Source organism: Pantoea sp. SS70, assembly GCF_029866845.1.
Taxonomy (GTDB): domain Bacteria; phylum Pseudomonadota; class Gammaproteobacteria; order Enterobacterales; family Enterobacteriaceae; genus Pantoea; species Pantoea leporis.
Window position 1 is genome coordinate 2529215 of record NZ_CP117199.1, and the last position, 13531, is coordinate 2542745.

The 13531-nt window shown below is 54.5% G+C and carries 16 protein-coding genes; 14 read left to right on the forward strand and 2 right to left on the reverse strand.

Annotated features, from left to right (window positions below; translation table 11 throughout):
* Positions 1 to 2: 2 nt before the first annotated feature.
* Both PO881_RS11755 and fliE read right to left on the reverse strand, forming a co-directional pair.
* Positions 3 to 710: a YnfC family lipoprotein gene (locus PO881_RS11755; protein ID WP_280171819.1), complete on the reverse strand. Its 708-nt coding sequence runs from the start codon at positions 708 to 710 to the stop codon at positions 3 to 5.
* Between the two features lie 128 nt (positions 711 to 838).
* A complete protein-coding gene (gene fliE / locus PO881_RS11760; protein WP_008105389.1) occupies positions 839 to 1150 on the reverse strand; it encodes a flagellar hook-basal body complex protein FliE in 312 nt (103 codons plus the stop codon).
* 258 nt (positions 1151 to 1408) lie between these two features.
* On the opposite strand from fliE, the gene fliF reads away from it, so the two are divergent.
* From fliF to rcsA, 14 genes are all read left to right on the forward strand, one after another.
* The gene (fliF, locus tag PO881_RS11765; RefSeq protein WP_101763956.1) at positions 1409 to 3139 is read left to right on the forward strand and encodes a flagellar basal-body MS-ring/collar protein FliF; all 1731 of its coding nucleotides are present in this window, start codon (positions 1409 to 1411) and stop codon (positions 3137 to 3139) included.
* Entirely contained in the window at positions 3136 to 4128 is a 993-nt protein-coding gene (gene fliG, locus PO881_RS11770) for a flagellar motor switch protein FliG (protein ID WP_101763955.1), read from the forward strand. The genes fliF and fliG overlap by 4 nt, the downstream gene beginning before the upstream one ends.
* On the forward strand, positions 4121 to 4822 hold the full coding sequence (fliH, locus tag PO881_RS11775) for a flagellar assembly protein FliH (RefSeq protein ID WP_101763954.1): 702 nt from the start codon (positions 4121 to 4123) through the stop codon (positions 4820 to 4822). The genes fliG and fliH overlap by 8 nt, the downstream gene beginning before the upstream one ends.
* The gene (fliI, locus tag PO881_RS11780; protein ID WP_008105395.1) at positions 4822 to 6186 is read left to right on the forward strand and encodes a flagellar protein export ATPase FliI; all 1365 of its coding nucleotides are present in this window, start codon (positions 4822 to 4824) and stop codon (positions 6184 to 6186) included. Before fliH ends, fliI begins: the two co-directional genes overlap by 1 nt.
* A 19-nt stretch (positions 6187 to 6205) precedes the next feature.
* Positions 6206 to 6649 carry a flagellar export protein FliJ gene (gene fliJ / locus PO881_RS11785; RefSeq protein WP_064739112.1) on the forward strand — a complete coding sequence of 148 codons (444 nt, stop codon included), beginning with the start codon at positions 6206 to 6208 and terminating at the stop codon, positions 6647 to 6649.
* Positions 6646 to 7908: a flagellar hook-length control protein FliK gene (locus tag PO881_RS11790; RefSeq protein WP_280171820.1), complete on the forward strand. Its 1263-nt coding sequence runs from the start codon at positions 6646 to 6648 to the stop codon at positions 7906 to 7908. The genes fliJ and PO881_RS11790 overlap by 4 nt, the downstream gene beginning before the upstream one ends.
* 129 nt (positions 7909 to 8037) lie before the next feature.
* Positions 8038 to 8523 (forward strand): flagellar basal body-associated protein FliL, encoded by a 486-nt coding sequence (gene fliL, locus PO881_RS11795; RefSeq protein WP_101763951.1) that lies wholly within the window; start codon positions 8038 to 8040, stop codon positions 8521 to 8523.
* Positions 8524 to 8527: 4 nt separating this feature from the next.
* Positions 8528 to 9535, forward strand: coding sequence for a flagellar motor switch protein FliM (gene fliM, locus PO881_RS11800; RefSeq protein WP_064739115.1), 1008 nt, complete (start codon positions 8528 to 8530; stop codon positions 9533 to 9535).
* Positions 9528 to 9938: a flagellar motor switch protein FliN gene (gene fliN, locus PO881_RS11805; RefSeq protein WP_008105402.1), complete on the forward strand. Its 411-nt coding sequence runs from the start codon at positions 9528 to 9530 to the stop codon at positions 9936 to 9938. Before fliM ends, fliN begins: the two co-directional genes overlap by 8 nt.
* Before the next feature lie 2 nt (positions 9939 to 9940).
* A complete protein-coding gene (fliO, locus tag PO881_RS11810) occupies positions 9941 to 10336 on the forward strand; it encodes a flagellar biosynthetic protein FliO (RefSeq protein WP_192411593.1) in 396 nt (131 codons plus the stop codon).
* Positions 10336 to 11067 carry a flagellar type III secretion system pore protein FliP gene (fliP, locus tag PO881_RS11815; RefSeq protein ID WP_097097688.1) on the forward strand — a complete coding sequence of 244 codons (732 nt, stop codon included), beginning with the start codon at positions 10336 to 10338 and terminating at the stop codon, positions 11065 to 11067. The genes fliO and fliP overlap by 1 nt, the downstream gene beginning before the upstream one ends.
* A gap of 40 nt (positions 11068 to 11107) precedes the next feature.
* Positions 11108 to 11377, forward strand: coding sequence for a flagellar biosynthesis protein FliQ (fliQ, locus tag PO881_RS11820; protein WP_008105408.1), 270 nt, complete (start codon positions 11108 to 11110; stop codon positions 11375 to 11377).
* Entirely contained in the window at positions 11377 to 12165 is a 789-nt protein-coding gene (fliR, locus tag PO881_RS11825) for a flagellar biosynthetic protein FliR (protein ID WP_280171821.1), read from the forward strand. Before fliQ ends, fliR begins: the two co-directional genes overlap by 1 nt.
* Positions 12166 to 12794: 629 nt before the next feature.
* A complete protein-coding gene (gene rcsA, locus PO881_RS11830) occupies positions 12795 to 13430 on the forward strand; it encodes a transcriptional regulator RcsA (protein WP_008105413.1) in 636 nt (211 codons plus the stop codon).
* Positions 13431 to 13531 lie beyond the last annotated feature (101 nt).

Consider the following 13531-nt stretch of genomic DNA (forward strand, 5'->3'; position numbering starts at 1 on the left):
AATCAGTAATACGTTACCTCAATATTGCCATACTGCTTATCAATCACGTCGCCTGCCGCGTCAACGCTAATAATGTCGCAATAATAGGGAACGTCGTGTTTGTATTTGCAGACATTGCTGACGGTTTTAATTTGGTCATTTCGCTTCACCGTGGTGACCACGTCAGAGATCTTTTTCTTATCTTCTGCTCGCACCGCGGTAGCACGCGACACTTCCGTTCCGGCCTGGGTAATACTCAATACCGCCATTTCACCGGCGCTGTTATAAGCGAGGTGAAACGCGGCATCGGAGGCGGGCGATGAGATCTGCTCAACCAAACCCTGTTTGTTATAGGCAATATCCACGGTCATGGTCGGCGTGACTTTCTTCACCATGGCGCAGTTCTTATCCAGCGTCACCACCACGTCCTGACCGTTTTCACTGCCTTTTAATTGGTCGCCATCGCGCGTGACATCAATCACTTCGCCCTGTTTGCGCATCGATTTCACGTGCGTCGGACAGCCGTTGCGGTCGAAATCGACATTCACTTCGAAGATCTGCTGGCCGTCGGCGGTAAACAGCGTTTGATGGGTCGTTTTGACTTTGCCGGGCAGCGCTTCGAATTGATACAGATAGGCAAAGTTTTTCATTTGCGGGTAGTAAGTCGCGTCATCCTTGTCACATCCCGTGAGCAGGACAATAGCGATTAAAAACAGCTGGGTTTTCTTCACGTGAGAATCCTCTTCTCAAAATAAGGCAGCGCGTTTGGCGGTGTACTCACTGTGATGCAGCAACCTTCCCGCCTGATATAACACCATTACCGCGCTGGACTATACCCGAAAGAAATACCCGAAAGAAACTAAACCTGCATACTCATAATATCGGTATACGCCGACACCAGTTTGTTACGCACCTGCACGCCCATCTGCATGGAAATAGAGGATTTTTGCAGATCGACCATCACATCATTTAACTGGATGCCCGGTTTACCCATCTCGAAATCCTGCGCCTGAGCGCGAGCCGTTGTCTGGGTTTCGCTGATTTTGTCGAGTGCTGCTTTCATGGTGGCACTGAAATCGACCTGATTAGTGGACTCCGCTTGCTTACCGCTGGCCTGCAGAGACGTCATCTGCAGCTGCTGCAGCACACCCTCAATCGCCTGAATTGACATTGCCTGACCCCTAATGAAGAAGTGATTAAATTTTCACGATGAGAAAGTTAACACACTGTCAATAGGACAAAGGCGCTAAATGACCGCAAAAAACCCGGCTTATCCACCCATCGATGTCGCGGCTTTCAACAAATAATGCCTGCCATTAAGTGGAATTTAATTTTTCTCCTCTCCCGATTTTAGGGGAGAAGTCTTCAGGGAGTACGTTTTGTCACCACAACACCACACCCGATCAATAATGTCAGGCAGGAATCGGTCATGAATGCGAGTGCAGCCGCTACACAGGATACAGCTAAGAAAGGCTTCAATGACCTTCTCGCCCGCCTGCGCGCCAACCCGCGTATTCCCTTAATTATCGCTGCTGCTGCGGTTATCGCGGTGGTGTTTGCGTTGGTGCTGTGGGCAAAAGCGCCAGACTATCGCGTGCTTTATAACAACCTCTCCGATGAGGATGGTGGCGCGATCGTCACGCAGCTGACGCAAATGAACATCCCTTACCAGTTCGCCGATAACGGTGGAGCACTGATGGTGCCCGCCGATAAAGTGCATGAGCTGCGTCTGCGTCTGGCCCAACAAGGCTTGCCGAAAGGCGGCAACGTTGGCTTCGAACTGATGGACAAAGAGAAGTTCGGGATCAGCCAGTTCAGCGAGCAGATCAACTATCAACGTGCGCTGGAAGGTGAACTGTCGCGCACCATCGAAACGCTCGGTCCGGTGAAGAGCGTACGCGTGCATCTGGCAATGCCGAAACCGACCTTATTCGTGCGTGAGCAGAAAGCCCCTTCCGCCTCGGTGACGCTGAACCTGCAGCCAGGCCGCGCATTAGATGAAGGCCAGATTCAGGCCATTCAGCATATGGTTTCCAGCAGCGTGGCCGGTTTACCGCCGGGCAACGTTACCGTTGTCGATCAGGCCGGTCGTCTGTTGACCCGCTCTGACAGCGAAGGTCGCGACCTGAATGACGCGCAACTGAAATATGCGTCTGAAGTGGAAGCGCGCTTCCAGCAGCGTATCGAAGCGATCCTCAATCCGATTGTCGGTCAGGGCAATGTGCATGCGCAGGTGACGGCGCAGATCAACTTCGACCGCAGCGAGCAGACCGACGAGAAATACCAGCCGAACGCCAATCCTAACAACAGCGCGGTGCGTTCACGCCAGACCAGCAACTCCGAACAGAATGGCAGCCCGTATCCAGGCGGCGTGCCGGGTGCATTGTCGAATCAGCCTGCGCCAGCCAATACCGCGCCGGTGACCAATCCGCCAACGAATAACAACAATAATGCCAACGGCCAAAACGCCAACGCGCAAACCGCCAATGCGCAGAATAACGGCAGCACCACCAGTACCGCACAGCCTTCTGGTCCGAGCAGCTCAACGCGCAACGACACGGTGAACTACGAGCTGGACCGCACCATTCGTCATACCAAGCTGAACGTCGGCGATGTGCAGCGCCTGTCGGTTGCCGTAGTGGTGAACTACCGCGACGACGGAAAAGGCAAAGCGGTGGCGCTTAACGAGCAGCAGATCAAGCAGATTGAAGATTTAACCCGTGAAGCGATGGGCTATTCACAAACCCGTGGCGACAGCGTCAACGTGGTGAACTCTCAGTTCAACATGACCGAGCCAAGCGGTGGCGACCTGCCATTCTGGCAGCAGCAATCGTTCTTCGATCAGTTGATGACTGCCGGTCGCTGGCTGCTGGTGGCGTTGGTTGGCTTCATCCTCTATCGCAAGCTGGTACGTCCACAGCTGGTGCGTAAGAAAGAGCAGGAGAAGGCAGCGGCTGAAGCGCTGGCGGCACGCTCTGCGGCCATGGAAGAAGAAGAAGCCTTTAACGTTCAGCTCAGCAAAGACGAGCTGGATCAGGAGCGTAAATCTACTAACCGCATGAGCGCCGAGGTGATGAGCCAGCGTATCCGCGACATGTCTGAAAACGATCCGCGCGTCGTCGCGCTGGTTATCCGCGAATGGATGAGTAAAGAACTATGAGTCTGACCGGTACAGAAAAAAGCGCCATTCTGATGATGACCATCGGCGAAGAGCGCGCGGCGGAGGTGTTCAAACACCTTAACCAGCGTGAAGTTCAGCACCTGAGTGGTGCCATGGCCAACATGCGCCAGGTTTCACACAAACAGCTGACCGAAGTGCTGCGCGAGTTCGAAGCCGATGCCGAACAGTTTGCGGCGCTGAGCCTCAACTCCAACGATTATCTGCGTTCGGTGCTGATCAAAGCGTTGGGCGAGGAGCGAGCGTCAAGTCTGCTGGAAGATATTCTCGAGAAAAACGAGACCACCAGCGGCATGGAAACGCTCAACTTCATGGAGCCACAGGCGGCGGCCGACCTTATTCGCGACGAGCATCCGCAGATTATCGCCACCATCCTTGTCCACCTCAAACGTGGCCAGGCGGCGGATATTCTGGCGCTGTTCGACGAGCGTCTGCGTCACGATGTGATGCTGCGTATCGCCACCTTCGGCGGTGTCCAGCCGGCGGCGCTGGCGGAGTTGACCGAAGTACTGAATGGCCTGCTCGACGGCACCAACCTCAAGCGCGCGAAGATGGGCGGCGTGAGAACCGCAGCAGAAATTATCAACCTGATGAAAACCCAGCAGGAAGAAGCGGTTATCGAAGCAGTACGCGACTTCGATGGCGAGCTGGCACAGAAGATCATCGACGAGATGTTCCTGTTCGAAAACCTGGTGGAAGTGGACGACCGCAGCATCCAGCGTCTGTTGCAGGAAGTGGAATCCGAACAGTTGCTGGTGGCATTGAAAGGTGCCGAACAGCCGCTGCGCGAGAAGTTCCTCAAAAACATGTCTGCCCGTGCGGCCGATATTCTGCGCGACGATCTGGCCAACCGTGGTCCGGTACGTATGTCGGCGGTGGAGAACGAGCAGAAGGCCATTCTTCTGGTGGTGCGCCGCTTAGCAGAATCCGGCGAGATGGTGATTGGTGGTGGCGAGGAAACCTATGTCTGATGCCTTTTCCGCCCGCGCGTGGCAGCGCTGGCAGCCTGATGATTTAGGCAGCCCGTTCGGTGCCGAACCGGAACCTCAGTTAGATGAACCGGAGATCGATGTCGAACTGAGCGCCGAAGCGGAACAGCAGCAACAGCTGGAACGCATGCAGCAGCAGATGCGCAAAGATGCGCAGACGCAAGGCTACAGCGAAGGCTATCAGAAAGGTTTCGCCGAAGCGCAACAGAACGGTTACGACGCCGGTTTCCAGCAAGGCTTAGCCGATGCGCAGCAGCAGCAAGCGCCGCTGCAGGCACGCATGCAGCAGCTGGTGACCGAGTTCCATCACACGCTCGAAGCGCTCGACAGCGTGATCGCTTCACGTCTGATGCAGCTGGCGCTGGAAGCCGCGCGCACGGTGATTGGCCAGGCCACGCAGGTGGACGGCACCGCCCTGCTGCGTCAAATCCAGCAGCTGATTCAGCAGGAACCGATGTTCAGCGGCAAACCGCAGCTGCGCGTCCATCCGGACGATCTGCAACGCATCGAGCAGACGCTGGGGCCAACGCTCGATCTGCACGGCTGGCGCTTGCTGGCCGACAGCACGCTGCATCCTGGCGGCTGTAAGCTTAGCGCCGAAGATGGCGACCTTGATGCGAGCGTGGCAACGCGCTGGCAGGAGCTGTGCCGCCTGGCCGCTCCGGGGACACTGTAATGACCTCCTCACGCCTTTCACGCTGGCTCGGCGCGCTCGACGCCTTCGAAGAACGCATTTCACAGGTACAAACCGTGCGTCGTTACGGTCGCCTGACGCGCGCCACCGGCTTAGTGCTGGAAGCCACCGGCCTGCAGCTGCCGCTCGGTGCTACCTGCATTATTGAACGTACCGATGGCAGCAAGATCACTGAAGTTGAAAGTGAAGTGGTCGGCTTCAACGGCCAGAAACTGCTGATGATGCCGCTGGAAGAAGTCGACGGTATTTTGCCGGGCGCACGCGTTTATGCGCGCGTCAGTGGCGACAGCGGCCACAGCGGCAAACAGATGCTGCTGGGCCCGGAGTTATTGGGTCGCGTACTGGACGGCAGCGGCAAACCCCTCGACGGTTTACCCGCGCCGGAAACCGGCTATCGCGCCCCGCTGATCACCGCGCCGTTCAACCCGCTGCAACGTACGCCGATTGAAGATGTGCTGGATACCGGCGTGCGTGCCATCAACGCCCTGCTCACCGTGGGTCGCGGTCAACGTATGGGCCTGTTCGCCGGTTCCGGCGTCGGTAAAAGCGTGCTGCTCGGCATGATGGCGCGTTACACCAAAGCCGACGTGATCGTGGTGGGGTTGATTGGTGAACGTGGTCGTGAAGTTAAAGAGTTCATTGAAAATATTCTCGGTGCCGAAGGCCGTGCGCGTTCGGTGGTGATCGCCGCGCCGGCGGACGTCTCGCCGCTGCTGCGTATGCAGGGTGCCGCCTATGCCACGCGTATCGCTGAAGATTTCCGCGATCGCGGCCAGCATGTGCTGCTGATTATGGATTCCCTCACCCGCTACGCCATGGCGCAACGTGAAATCGCACTGGCCATCGGTGAGCCGCCGGCGACCAAAGGTTATCCGCCTTCGGTGTTCGCCAAATTGCCCGCGCTGGTGGAACGCGCCGGTAACGGTACGCACGGCGGCGGTTCAATCACCGCCTTTTATACCGTGTTAACCGAAGGCGACGATCAGCAAGACCCGATTGCCGACTCGGCGCGTGCCATTCTCGACGGCCACATCGTGCTGTCGCGTCGTCTGGCGGAAGCTGGCCACTATCCGGCAATTGATATTGAAGCGTCAATCAGCCGCGCCATGACCTCATTAATTGATGAGACACACTACGCGCGCGTGCGTCAGTTCAAACAGTTGCTCTCCAGCTTCCAGCGTAACCGCGATCTGGTGAGTGTGGGTGCGTATGCCGCAGGCAGCGATCCGATGCTGGACCGCGCCATCAAGCTCTATCCCGAGATGGAAGCCTTCCTGCATCAGGGCATTTTCGAACGCAGCGATTACGACGATGCCTGTTTGCATCTGCAGGCGATGTTCGGTTAACGCCAAACGAGGTTAAGTGATGAAAACGGCCAGTGCGATCAACAAGCTACGCGATATGGCGGAGCAGGAACTGGAGAGTGCGGTGATTCACCTTGGCGATATGCGCCGGGGTGTGCAGCAGGCCGACGAACAACTCAGCATGCTGCTGGATTATCAGGATGAGTATCGCAACAAGCTCAATCAGGATATGTCCGGCGGCATCGCCAGCACGCGCTGGACCAATTATCACCAGTTTATTCAGACGCTGGAAAAAGCCATCGAACAGCATCGCCAACAGCTTTCCCAGTGGAATCAGCGCCTCGACAGCGCGCTGAGCAACTGGCGTGAAAAGCATAAGCGGCTCAATGCTTATCAAACGCTGATTACGCGCGCTGAGGAAAACGCATTACGACAAGAAAACCGTCTCGATCAGAAACGGATGGATGAATTTGCCCAACGGGCCGCATTGAGGAAAGGCGAATGATTACGCTGCCAACAGTTGCTACGCAAACCTCGGTTTTGGGAGACGCTGACACTTCAGTTTCATCAGATGTTTTGCAGGGCGCGGAGTCGCTGCCGCAGGGATTTATTACTGAACTCGGCAACCGCTTGCTGACGCTGGTAAAGCAACAAGCTGTTAACACGCAATCGACTGATCTGACAGCAGAAGTTGATGAAAAAGACGTCAGTAAGGCTTCGCTAAGCGCGTTATTACAGGCGCTGGAGAAACCCGATGCGTTAAACGCACTTTTACAGCCGGAAAACACTAAAGCCACGCTGAAATCAGCCGATGATAAAGACAAGAGTGAGGCAAGTTCGTTAACTGCCAGCGACTTACAGAATGTGCAGGCGTTATTCGCCATGTTGCCGGTGGCGGTAGAGAACCGCACCAGCCCAACCACCGTAAGTAGTAGCGCAGGCGAAGTGAAAACCGACACTCGCGCTTCGCTTAATACCGCACTGTTAAGGGGTTCCCTGGACGGTGCAGTAAAAGAAGAGCACGCGCAGCCGGATGGCGCACAGAAGAAATCCAGCGATGCTGTAACGCTCTTAACGCAAACGGCCAGCAGCACGCAGAGCAGCAGCGTCAGCACCACCGCCAGTAACAGCAGCGGGTTGACGCTGGATGAGAGTTTTAAGCAGGTGATGAATGCGCTGAGTAAGCCGGAAGCGCGCAGCGCCGCGCAGAGCAGTGATGACCCGGTGACGCCATTTACCAGCGCACCGCTCAGCGCCACCAGCTCGCTGGTAAGCAGCACCGCCTCGACCAGCACCACGCCGTCGACGCCCATGCTGAATGCGCAGCTCGGCAGCAGCGAGTGGCAGCAGGCGCTGAGTCAGCAGATTGTGATGTTTAGCCGCAACGGGCAGCAGAACGCCGAGTTGCGTCTACATCCGCAGGATCTGGGCGCTATCCAGATCAGCCTGACCCTTGATAAGGATCAGGCACAGTTAAATATGGTTTCCAGCCACAGCCAAGTGAGGGCCGCGCTGGAAGCGGCTCTTCCTCAGCTGCGTAGCGCGCTGGCGGAGAGCGGAATAAACCTGGGACAGAGTAACGTCAGCAGCGACGCCTTCGCACAGGGCCAGAGTTATCAGGGCCAGCAGGAAGGACGTCGTGACGGACAGCACGGCAGCTTTACCCTCTCCCAGGACAGTGACAACGAGATAACGCCTATTGCCGTCCCGGCAGCCCTTCAAGCGCGCGCGGCCGGTAACGGCGCTGTCGATATCTTTGCCTGATAGCCGCTAAACGCTGAAGGTAAGCGTAAAACCCGCGTCTTTTCTTCCCATTGTTTGACTTAAGACGCGGGATAATCTGTCCAGGTAAGCCGAGAGGCTTGCCCATAATTCACAGGAAGTAACTGCAAGATGTCTGATAACGCGAAAGCTAAAGGCCGCAAACGTTCACTACTACTACCGGTGTTACTGATTGTAACGCTGGCCGCTTGCAGCGTGGCAGGCTATGCAGTCTGGCGAATGATGAATAAACACGAAGGCAGCCAACCGGACGCGGCGAAAGTCGAGCCACCGGCTGCTCCCGTATTTTTTGCAATGGATACGTTTACAGTAAACCTGGTCAATCCTGACAACGATCCCGACCGTGTGCTGTACGTGGGTTTCACCCTGCGTCTGCCCGATGAGGATACCCGTCGTCGGTTGAACGATTACCTGCCGGAAGTGCGCAGCCGTCTGCTGTTACTGCTTTCGCGTCAAAGCGCGACGGCTCTGGCTACAGAGCAAGGCAAACAGGCCCTGGTTGAGCAGATCAAACAGGTGCTGGCGCCGCCGCTGGTAAAAGGTCAACCGGCTCAGGTTGTCAATGACGTGCTGTTTACCGCCTTCATTTTGAGGTGATTTAATGGGCGATAGCATTCTCTCCCAGGCTGAGATTGACGCGCTGCTTAATGGCGACAGTGACAGTGCGGAAGTAGAGAACAGTTCCAAAGGGACCGATGGCGATATCCGTCCCTATGATCCCAATACTCAGCGCCGCGTCGTACGTGAGCGTCTGCAGGCGCTGGAGATCATCAACGAGCGCTTTGCCCGTCATTTCCGTATGGCGCTGTTTAACCTGCTGCGCCGTAGCCCCGATATTAGTGTGGGTGCGATCAAGATTCAGCCGTACCACGAGTTCGCCCGCAACCTGCCGGTGCCAACCAACCTGAACCTGATTCACCTGAAGCCGCTGCGCGGCACGGCGCTGGTGGTGTTTTCACCGAGCCTGGTTTTTATTGCTGTCGATAACCTGTTTGGCGGCGACGGTCGTTTCCCGACCAAAGTTGAAGGACGTGAATTTACCCATACCGAACAGCGCGTGATTCGCCGCATGTTGAAATTGGCGCTGGATGGCTACAGCGACGCATGGAAAGCGATTTATCCGCTGGAAGTGGAGTATGTACGTTCCGAGATGCAGGTGAAGTTCACCAACATCACCACTTCACCGAATGACATCGTGGTGAACACGCCGTTCCAGGTAGAGATTGGAAACCTGGTCGGTGAATTCAATATCTGTATTCCGTTTTCGATGATTGAGCCGCTGCGCGAGCTGCTGGTCAATCCCCCACTGGAAAACTCACGCCGGGAAGATAATCACTGGCGCGACAATCTGGTGAAACAGGTGCAGCACTCGGAGCTGGAGCTGATTGCCCATTTCGCCGAAACATCGCTGCGCCTGTCACGTATTTTGCAGCTGAAACCCGGTGACGTCCTGCCCATTGAGAAGCCGGACCGCATCATCGCTCACGTCGATAGCGTGCCGGTGCTGACCAGCCAATACGGCACCATCAATGGCCAGTACGCGCTGCGTGTAGAACATTTGATTAACCCGATTTTGAATTCGCTGAACGAGGAACAGCCCGATGAGTGACAGCAAGAAACCGTCCGACGACGACATCTCCGCGGACGATCTGTGGGCTGCAGCTATGAACGAACAAACCACCACCAGCGCGCCAGATCCAACTGAAAATGTGTTCAAATCGCTGGAAAATCCTGGCATCAGCGGCTCGCTGCAGGATATCGATCTGATCATGGATATCCCGGTCAAACTGACCGTGGAACTGGGTCGCACCAAGATGACCATCAAAGAGCTGCTGCGCTTGACGCAGGGTTCGGTGGTGGCGCTGGATGGGCTGGCCGGGGAACCGCTGGATATTCTGATCAACGGTTATCTGATCGCGCAGGGTGAAGTGGTAGTGGTGAACGACAAATATGGCGTGCGCATCACCGACATCATTACCCCGTCTGAACGTATGCGTCGTCTGAGCCGTTAAGCATGTTAAAACACACGCAAGCCGAACAACCGGTACCCAGCCAGCCGGTGGTCTCAACCGGTTCGGTGATTGGCCAGGTCAGCAGCGTGCTGGCAGTAATTGTTCTGCTGATTCTCGGCTGCGGCTGGCTGGCCAAACGCCTTGGCTTTGCACCGAAAACGGTGACCGGCCAGGCGCTGAAAGTCAGCGCGACGGTGCAGGTTGGCCAGCGTGAGCGTGTGGTCATTGTCGATACCGCCGATGCGCGTCTGGTGTTGGGCGTGACCGCCCAGCAGATCACCCATCTGCATTCGTTACCGCCGCTGCCGCCGGAAGAACGGGCAAATCAAAGCGCTGCGCCACAGGATTTTCGTCAGCTGTTCCAGAACCTGGTTAAACGTCCCGGAAAACCACAATGATGCGTCGATTACTTCCTCTTCTGCCGCTGCTGTTGCTGGCACCGGTTGCCCATGCGCAGCTGCCAGGTTTAATCAGCCAGCCGCTGGCGAACGGTGGCCAGAGCTGGTCGCTGCCGGTACAGACGCTGGTGTTCATCACCTCGCTGACCTTTATTCCGGCGGTGCTGCTGATGATGACCAGCTTCACGCGCATCATTATTGTGTTTGGTTTGCTGCGTAACGCCCTCGGCACGCCGTCGGCGCCGCCAAACCAGGTGCTGCTCGGCCTCGCGCTGTTTCTGACCTTCTTTATCATGGCGCCGACTTTCGACAAGATTTACTCCGACGCCTATGTGCCGTTCAGTCAGGACAAAATCAGCATGGCGGACGCGATTGATAAAGGTGCCCAGCCGCTGCGTGAATTTATGCTGCGTCAAACGCGCGAAGCCGATTTAGCGCTGTTTGCCCGTCTGGCTAACACCGCACCGATTCAGGGTCCGGAAGCGGTTCCGATGCGTATTCTGCTGCCGGCGTATGTCACCAGCGAACTGAAAACCGCCTTCCAGATTGGTTTTACCGTGTTTATCCCGTTCCTAATCATCGATCTGGTGGTCGCCAGCGTACTGATGGCGCTGGGGATGATGATGGTGCCGCCGGCGACCATTTCCCTGCCGTTCAAGCTGATGCTGTTCGTGCTGGTGGATGGCTGGCAGCTGCTGGTGGGTTCACTGGCGCAAAGTTTCTATTCTTGAGTGGCGTTCGCCCTCACCTTTCTTTCTCGAGGAGTGCAGCATGACACCTGAATCAGTGATGGTTATGGGCCAGGAAGCAATGCGTGTCGCCCTGCTGATGGCCGCGCCGATGTTGCTGGTGGCGTTGATCAGCGGGTTGATCATCAGCGTGCTGCAAGCCGCGACCCAGATTAACGAACAAACGCTCTCCTTTATCCCCAAGATTCTGGCCGTCGCCGCTACGGCGGTAATCGCTGGTCCGTGGATGCTTAATCTGATGCTGGATTACATTCGCACGCTGTTTAGCAATCTGCCGTACATTATTGGCTAATGATTAACCTCGACAGCAGCCAGCTGATTCATTGGGTCGCACAATTCTTTTGGCCGATGGTGCGTATGCTGGCGCTGTTCGCCAGCGCGCCGGTGCTGAGCGAAAAATCGATTCCCAAACGCGTCAAGATTGGCCTCGCGGTATTGACCACCTGGATCATCCTGCCGGTGCTACCGCCGGTGGAGGCGACCCTGTTTACACCCGCGGGATTTTGGTTGCTACTGCAACAGCTGCTGATTGGCGTGAGCATCGGCCTGACCATGCAGTTCGCCTTTGCGGCGGTGCGCATGGCGGGGGAAGTGATTGGTTTGCAGATGGGATTGTCCTTCGCCACCTTCTTCGATCCGGGCAGCCGCCTGAACATGCCGGTGCTGGCTCGTTTTCTCGATATGCTGGCCATGCTGCTGTTTCTTACCTTCAACGGACATCTGTGGCTGATTTCACTGCTGGTGGACAGTTTTCATACGTTGCCAATCAGCGATCAGCCGCTCAACGCCAATGCTTTTATGGCGTTGGTAAAATCCGCGGGATTAATTTTCCTTAATGGCATGATGTTAGCGCTGCCCTTAATAGTTCTGCTCCTCACGCTAAACATGGCACTAGGTTTGTTAAACCGTGTTTCACCACAACTCTCTATTTTCGCGGTTGGCTTCCCGATTACCTTAACGGTGGGCATCCTCAGCGTAGGGTTGATGATGCCGCTGCTTGCTCCCTTCTGCGAACATCTGTTTAGCGAAGTCTTTGATTTACTCGCCCAGTTTGTGTCAGAACTTTCCCGCGCCCGTTGATTAACTATTCTGTAGACGCCCTTAAGTAATAGTTAAGCATTCAAAATCTGTTAGTGCATTTTCTGAACCATATTTCTCAGAAATCAACTGAGGAAATTCTGATAAGTGCGCATTTTTGGTGAAAATTATTCTTATTAAACCGCGCTTCGCGTATTTTAGTCAGACGATTCCTAAGGGGCTAAACCTGCTGAATCGGTTGATTAAATGCTCAAAGGGCTGTTTTTAAACAAAAAAAATTTCACAGCGATTTTTCTTGTCTAAATCCCTTTTTTCCGGCATTGTCAACGCTCGCTGAAGCGTCATACTTTCGCCACACAAATGTTTTTAAGATTTGTCCTATCAGATTTGTCTGTGATCTGCGCGATAGTGACAGGGCTCTCAAAACAGAGCGAATAAAACACTTAATGCAAATCCTTAGCCATTCCCACTATGGCTGAGATGAGAGTGACGTGGATGTACTATAAAAAAAACTTCGCAGCACGGTTCAGGGAAGAGTCATGATGGCGCATGGACAACTATCGCCAATCTGCTGAGCAGAATAAAAAAGTGTCTTTGGAAATTTCTCTCGTACCGCAAACGCGTATTCATCGTTGATTTAAACGGATAACAAATTGGTGAGGGTCGCTATAATGCCAACGATTATTATGGATTCATGTAATTACACACGCCTGGGTTTGTCTGACTATATGTCTGCGAAAGGAGTTAAAAAGAAAAATATTACTCCTGTCTCGGATATCGACCAATTGCAACAAAGATGTGAGCAAATTAAGCCGGGCGTTGTGTTTATCAACGAAGAGTGCTTTATTCACGAATCTGATTCCAGCGATCGTATTCGTGCTATTATCATGCAGCATCCTGATACCTTATTCTTTATTTTCATGGCGATCTCGAATATCCATTTTGAGGAATACCTCTACGTTCGTAAGAACCTGATTATTACATCAAAATCGATAAAAACTTCGACGTTGGATTCGTTATTAGGCACCTATTTGCAAAAGAAACTCAACGCTTCGCCGCGTATTTCTGCCGGGCTCGACGTGCATCCACTGACATTAAGTCAGACTGAATCAAATATGCTGAAAATGTGGATGTCAGGTCATGATACCATTCAGATATCTGAGAACATGCAAATTAAAGCCAAAACCGTATCGTCACATAAAGGTAATATTAAACGTAAAATTAAAACCCATAATAAGCAGGTTATTTATCATGTCGTCCGTTTGACTGATAATGTCACCTCAGGGATTTATGTTAACGTGCGATAATTACCCACAGTGAATAAAAGGGCTGATCATCTGATTGGCCCTTTTCACGTTTTGAGAGTTTGATCCCACTTTCCTGCCTAATCCTTTCTCCCTGCCTGCCG

Bases quoted from the DNA above. Each gene is read 5' to 3' on its own strand.
- fliO (WP_192411593.1), top strand. From the start codon at position 9,941: ATGTTAAAACACACGCAAGCCGAACAACCGGTACCCAGCCAGCCGGTG.
- fliR (WP_280171821.1), top strand. From the start codon at position 11,377: ATGATTAACCTCGACAGCAGCCAGCTGATTCATTGGGTCGCACAATTC.
- fliE (WP_008105389.1), bottom strand. From the start codon at position 1,150: ATGTCAATTCAGGCGATTGAGGGTGTGCTGCAGCAGCTGCAGATGACG.
- fliP (WP_097097688.1), top strand. From the start codon at position 10,336: ATGCGTCGATTACTTCCTCTTCTGCCGCTGCTGTTGCTGGCACCGGTT.
- fliQ (WP_008105408.1), top strand. From the start codon at position 11,108: ATGACACCTGAATCAGTGATGGTTATGGGCCAGGAAGCAATGCGTGTC.
- rcsA (WP_008105413.1), top strand. From the start codon at position 12,795: ATGCCAACGATTATTATGGATTCATGTAATTACACACGCCTGGGTTTG.
- fliG (WP_101763955.1), top strand. From the start codon at position 3,136: ATGAGTCTGACCGGTACAGAAAAAAGCGCCATTCTGATGATGACCATC.
- fliJ (WP_064739112.1), top strand. From the start codon at position 6,206: ATGAAAACGGCCAGTGCGATCAACAAGCTACGCGATATGGCGGAGCAG.
- fliL (WP_101763951.1), top strand. From the start codon at position 8,038: ATGTCTGATAACGCGAAAGCTAAAGGCCGCAAACGTTCACTACTACTA.
- fliI (WP_008105395.1), top strand. From the start codon at position 4,822: ATGACCTCCTCACGCCTTTCACGCTGGCTCGGCGCGCTCGACGCCTTC.
- fliF (WP_101763956.1), top strand. From the start codon at position 1,409: ATGAATGCGAGTGCAGCCGCTACACAGGATACAGCTAAGAAAGGCTTC.
- PO881_RS11790 (WP_280171820.1), top strand. From the start codon at position 6,646: ATGATTACGCTGCCAACAGTTGCTACGCAAACCTCGGTTTTGGGAGAC.
- fliM (WP_064739115.1), top strand. From the start codon at position 8,528: ATGGGCGATAGCATTCTCTCCCAGGCTGAGATTGACGCGCTGCTTAAT.
- fliN (WP_008105402.1), top strand. From the start codon at position 9,528: ATGAGTGACAGCAAGAAACCGTCCGACGACGACATCTCCGCGGACGAT.
- fliH (WP_101763954.1), top strand. From the start codon at position 4,121: ATGTCTGATGCCTTTTCCGCCCGCGCGTGGCAGCGCTGGCAGCCTGAT.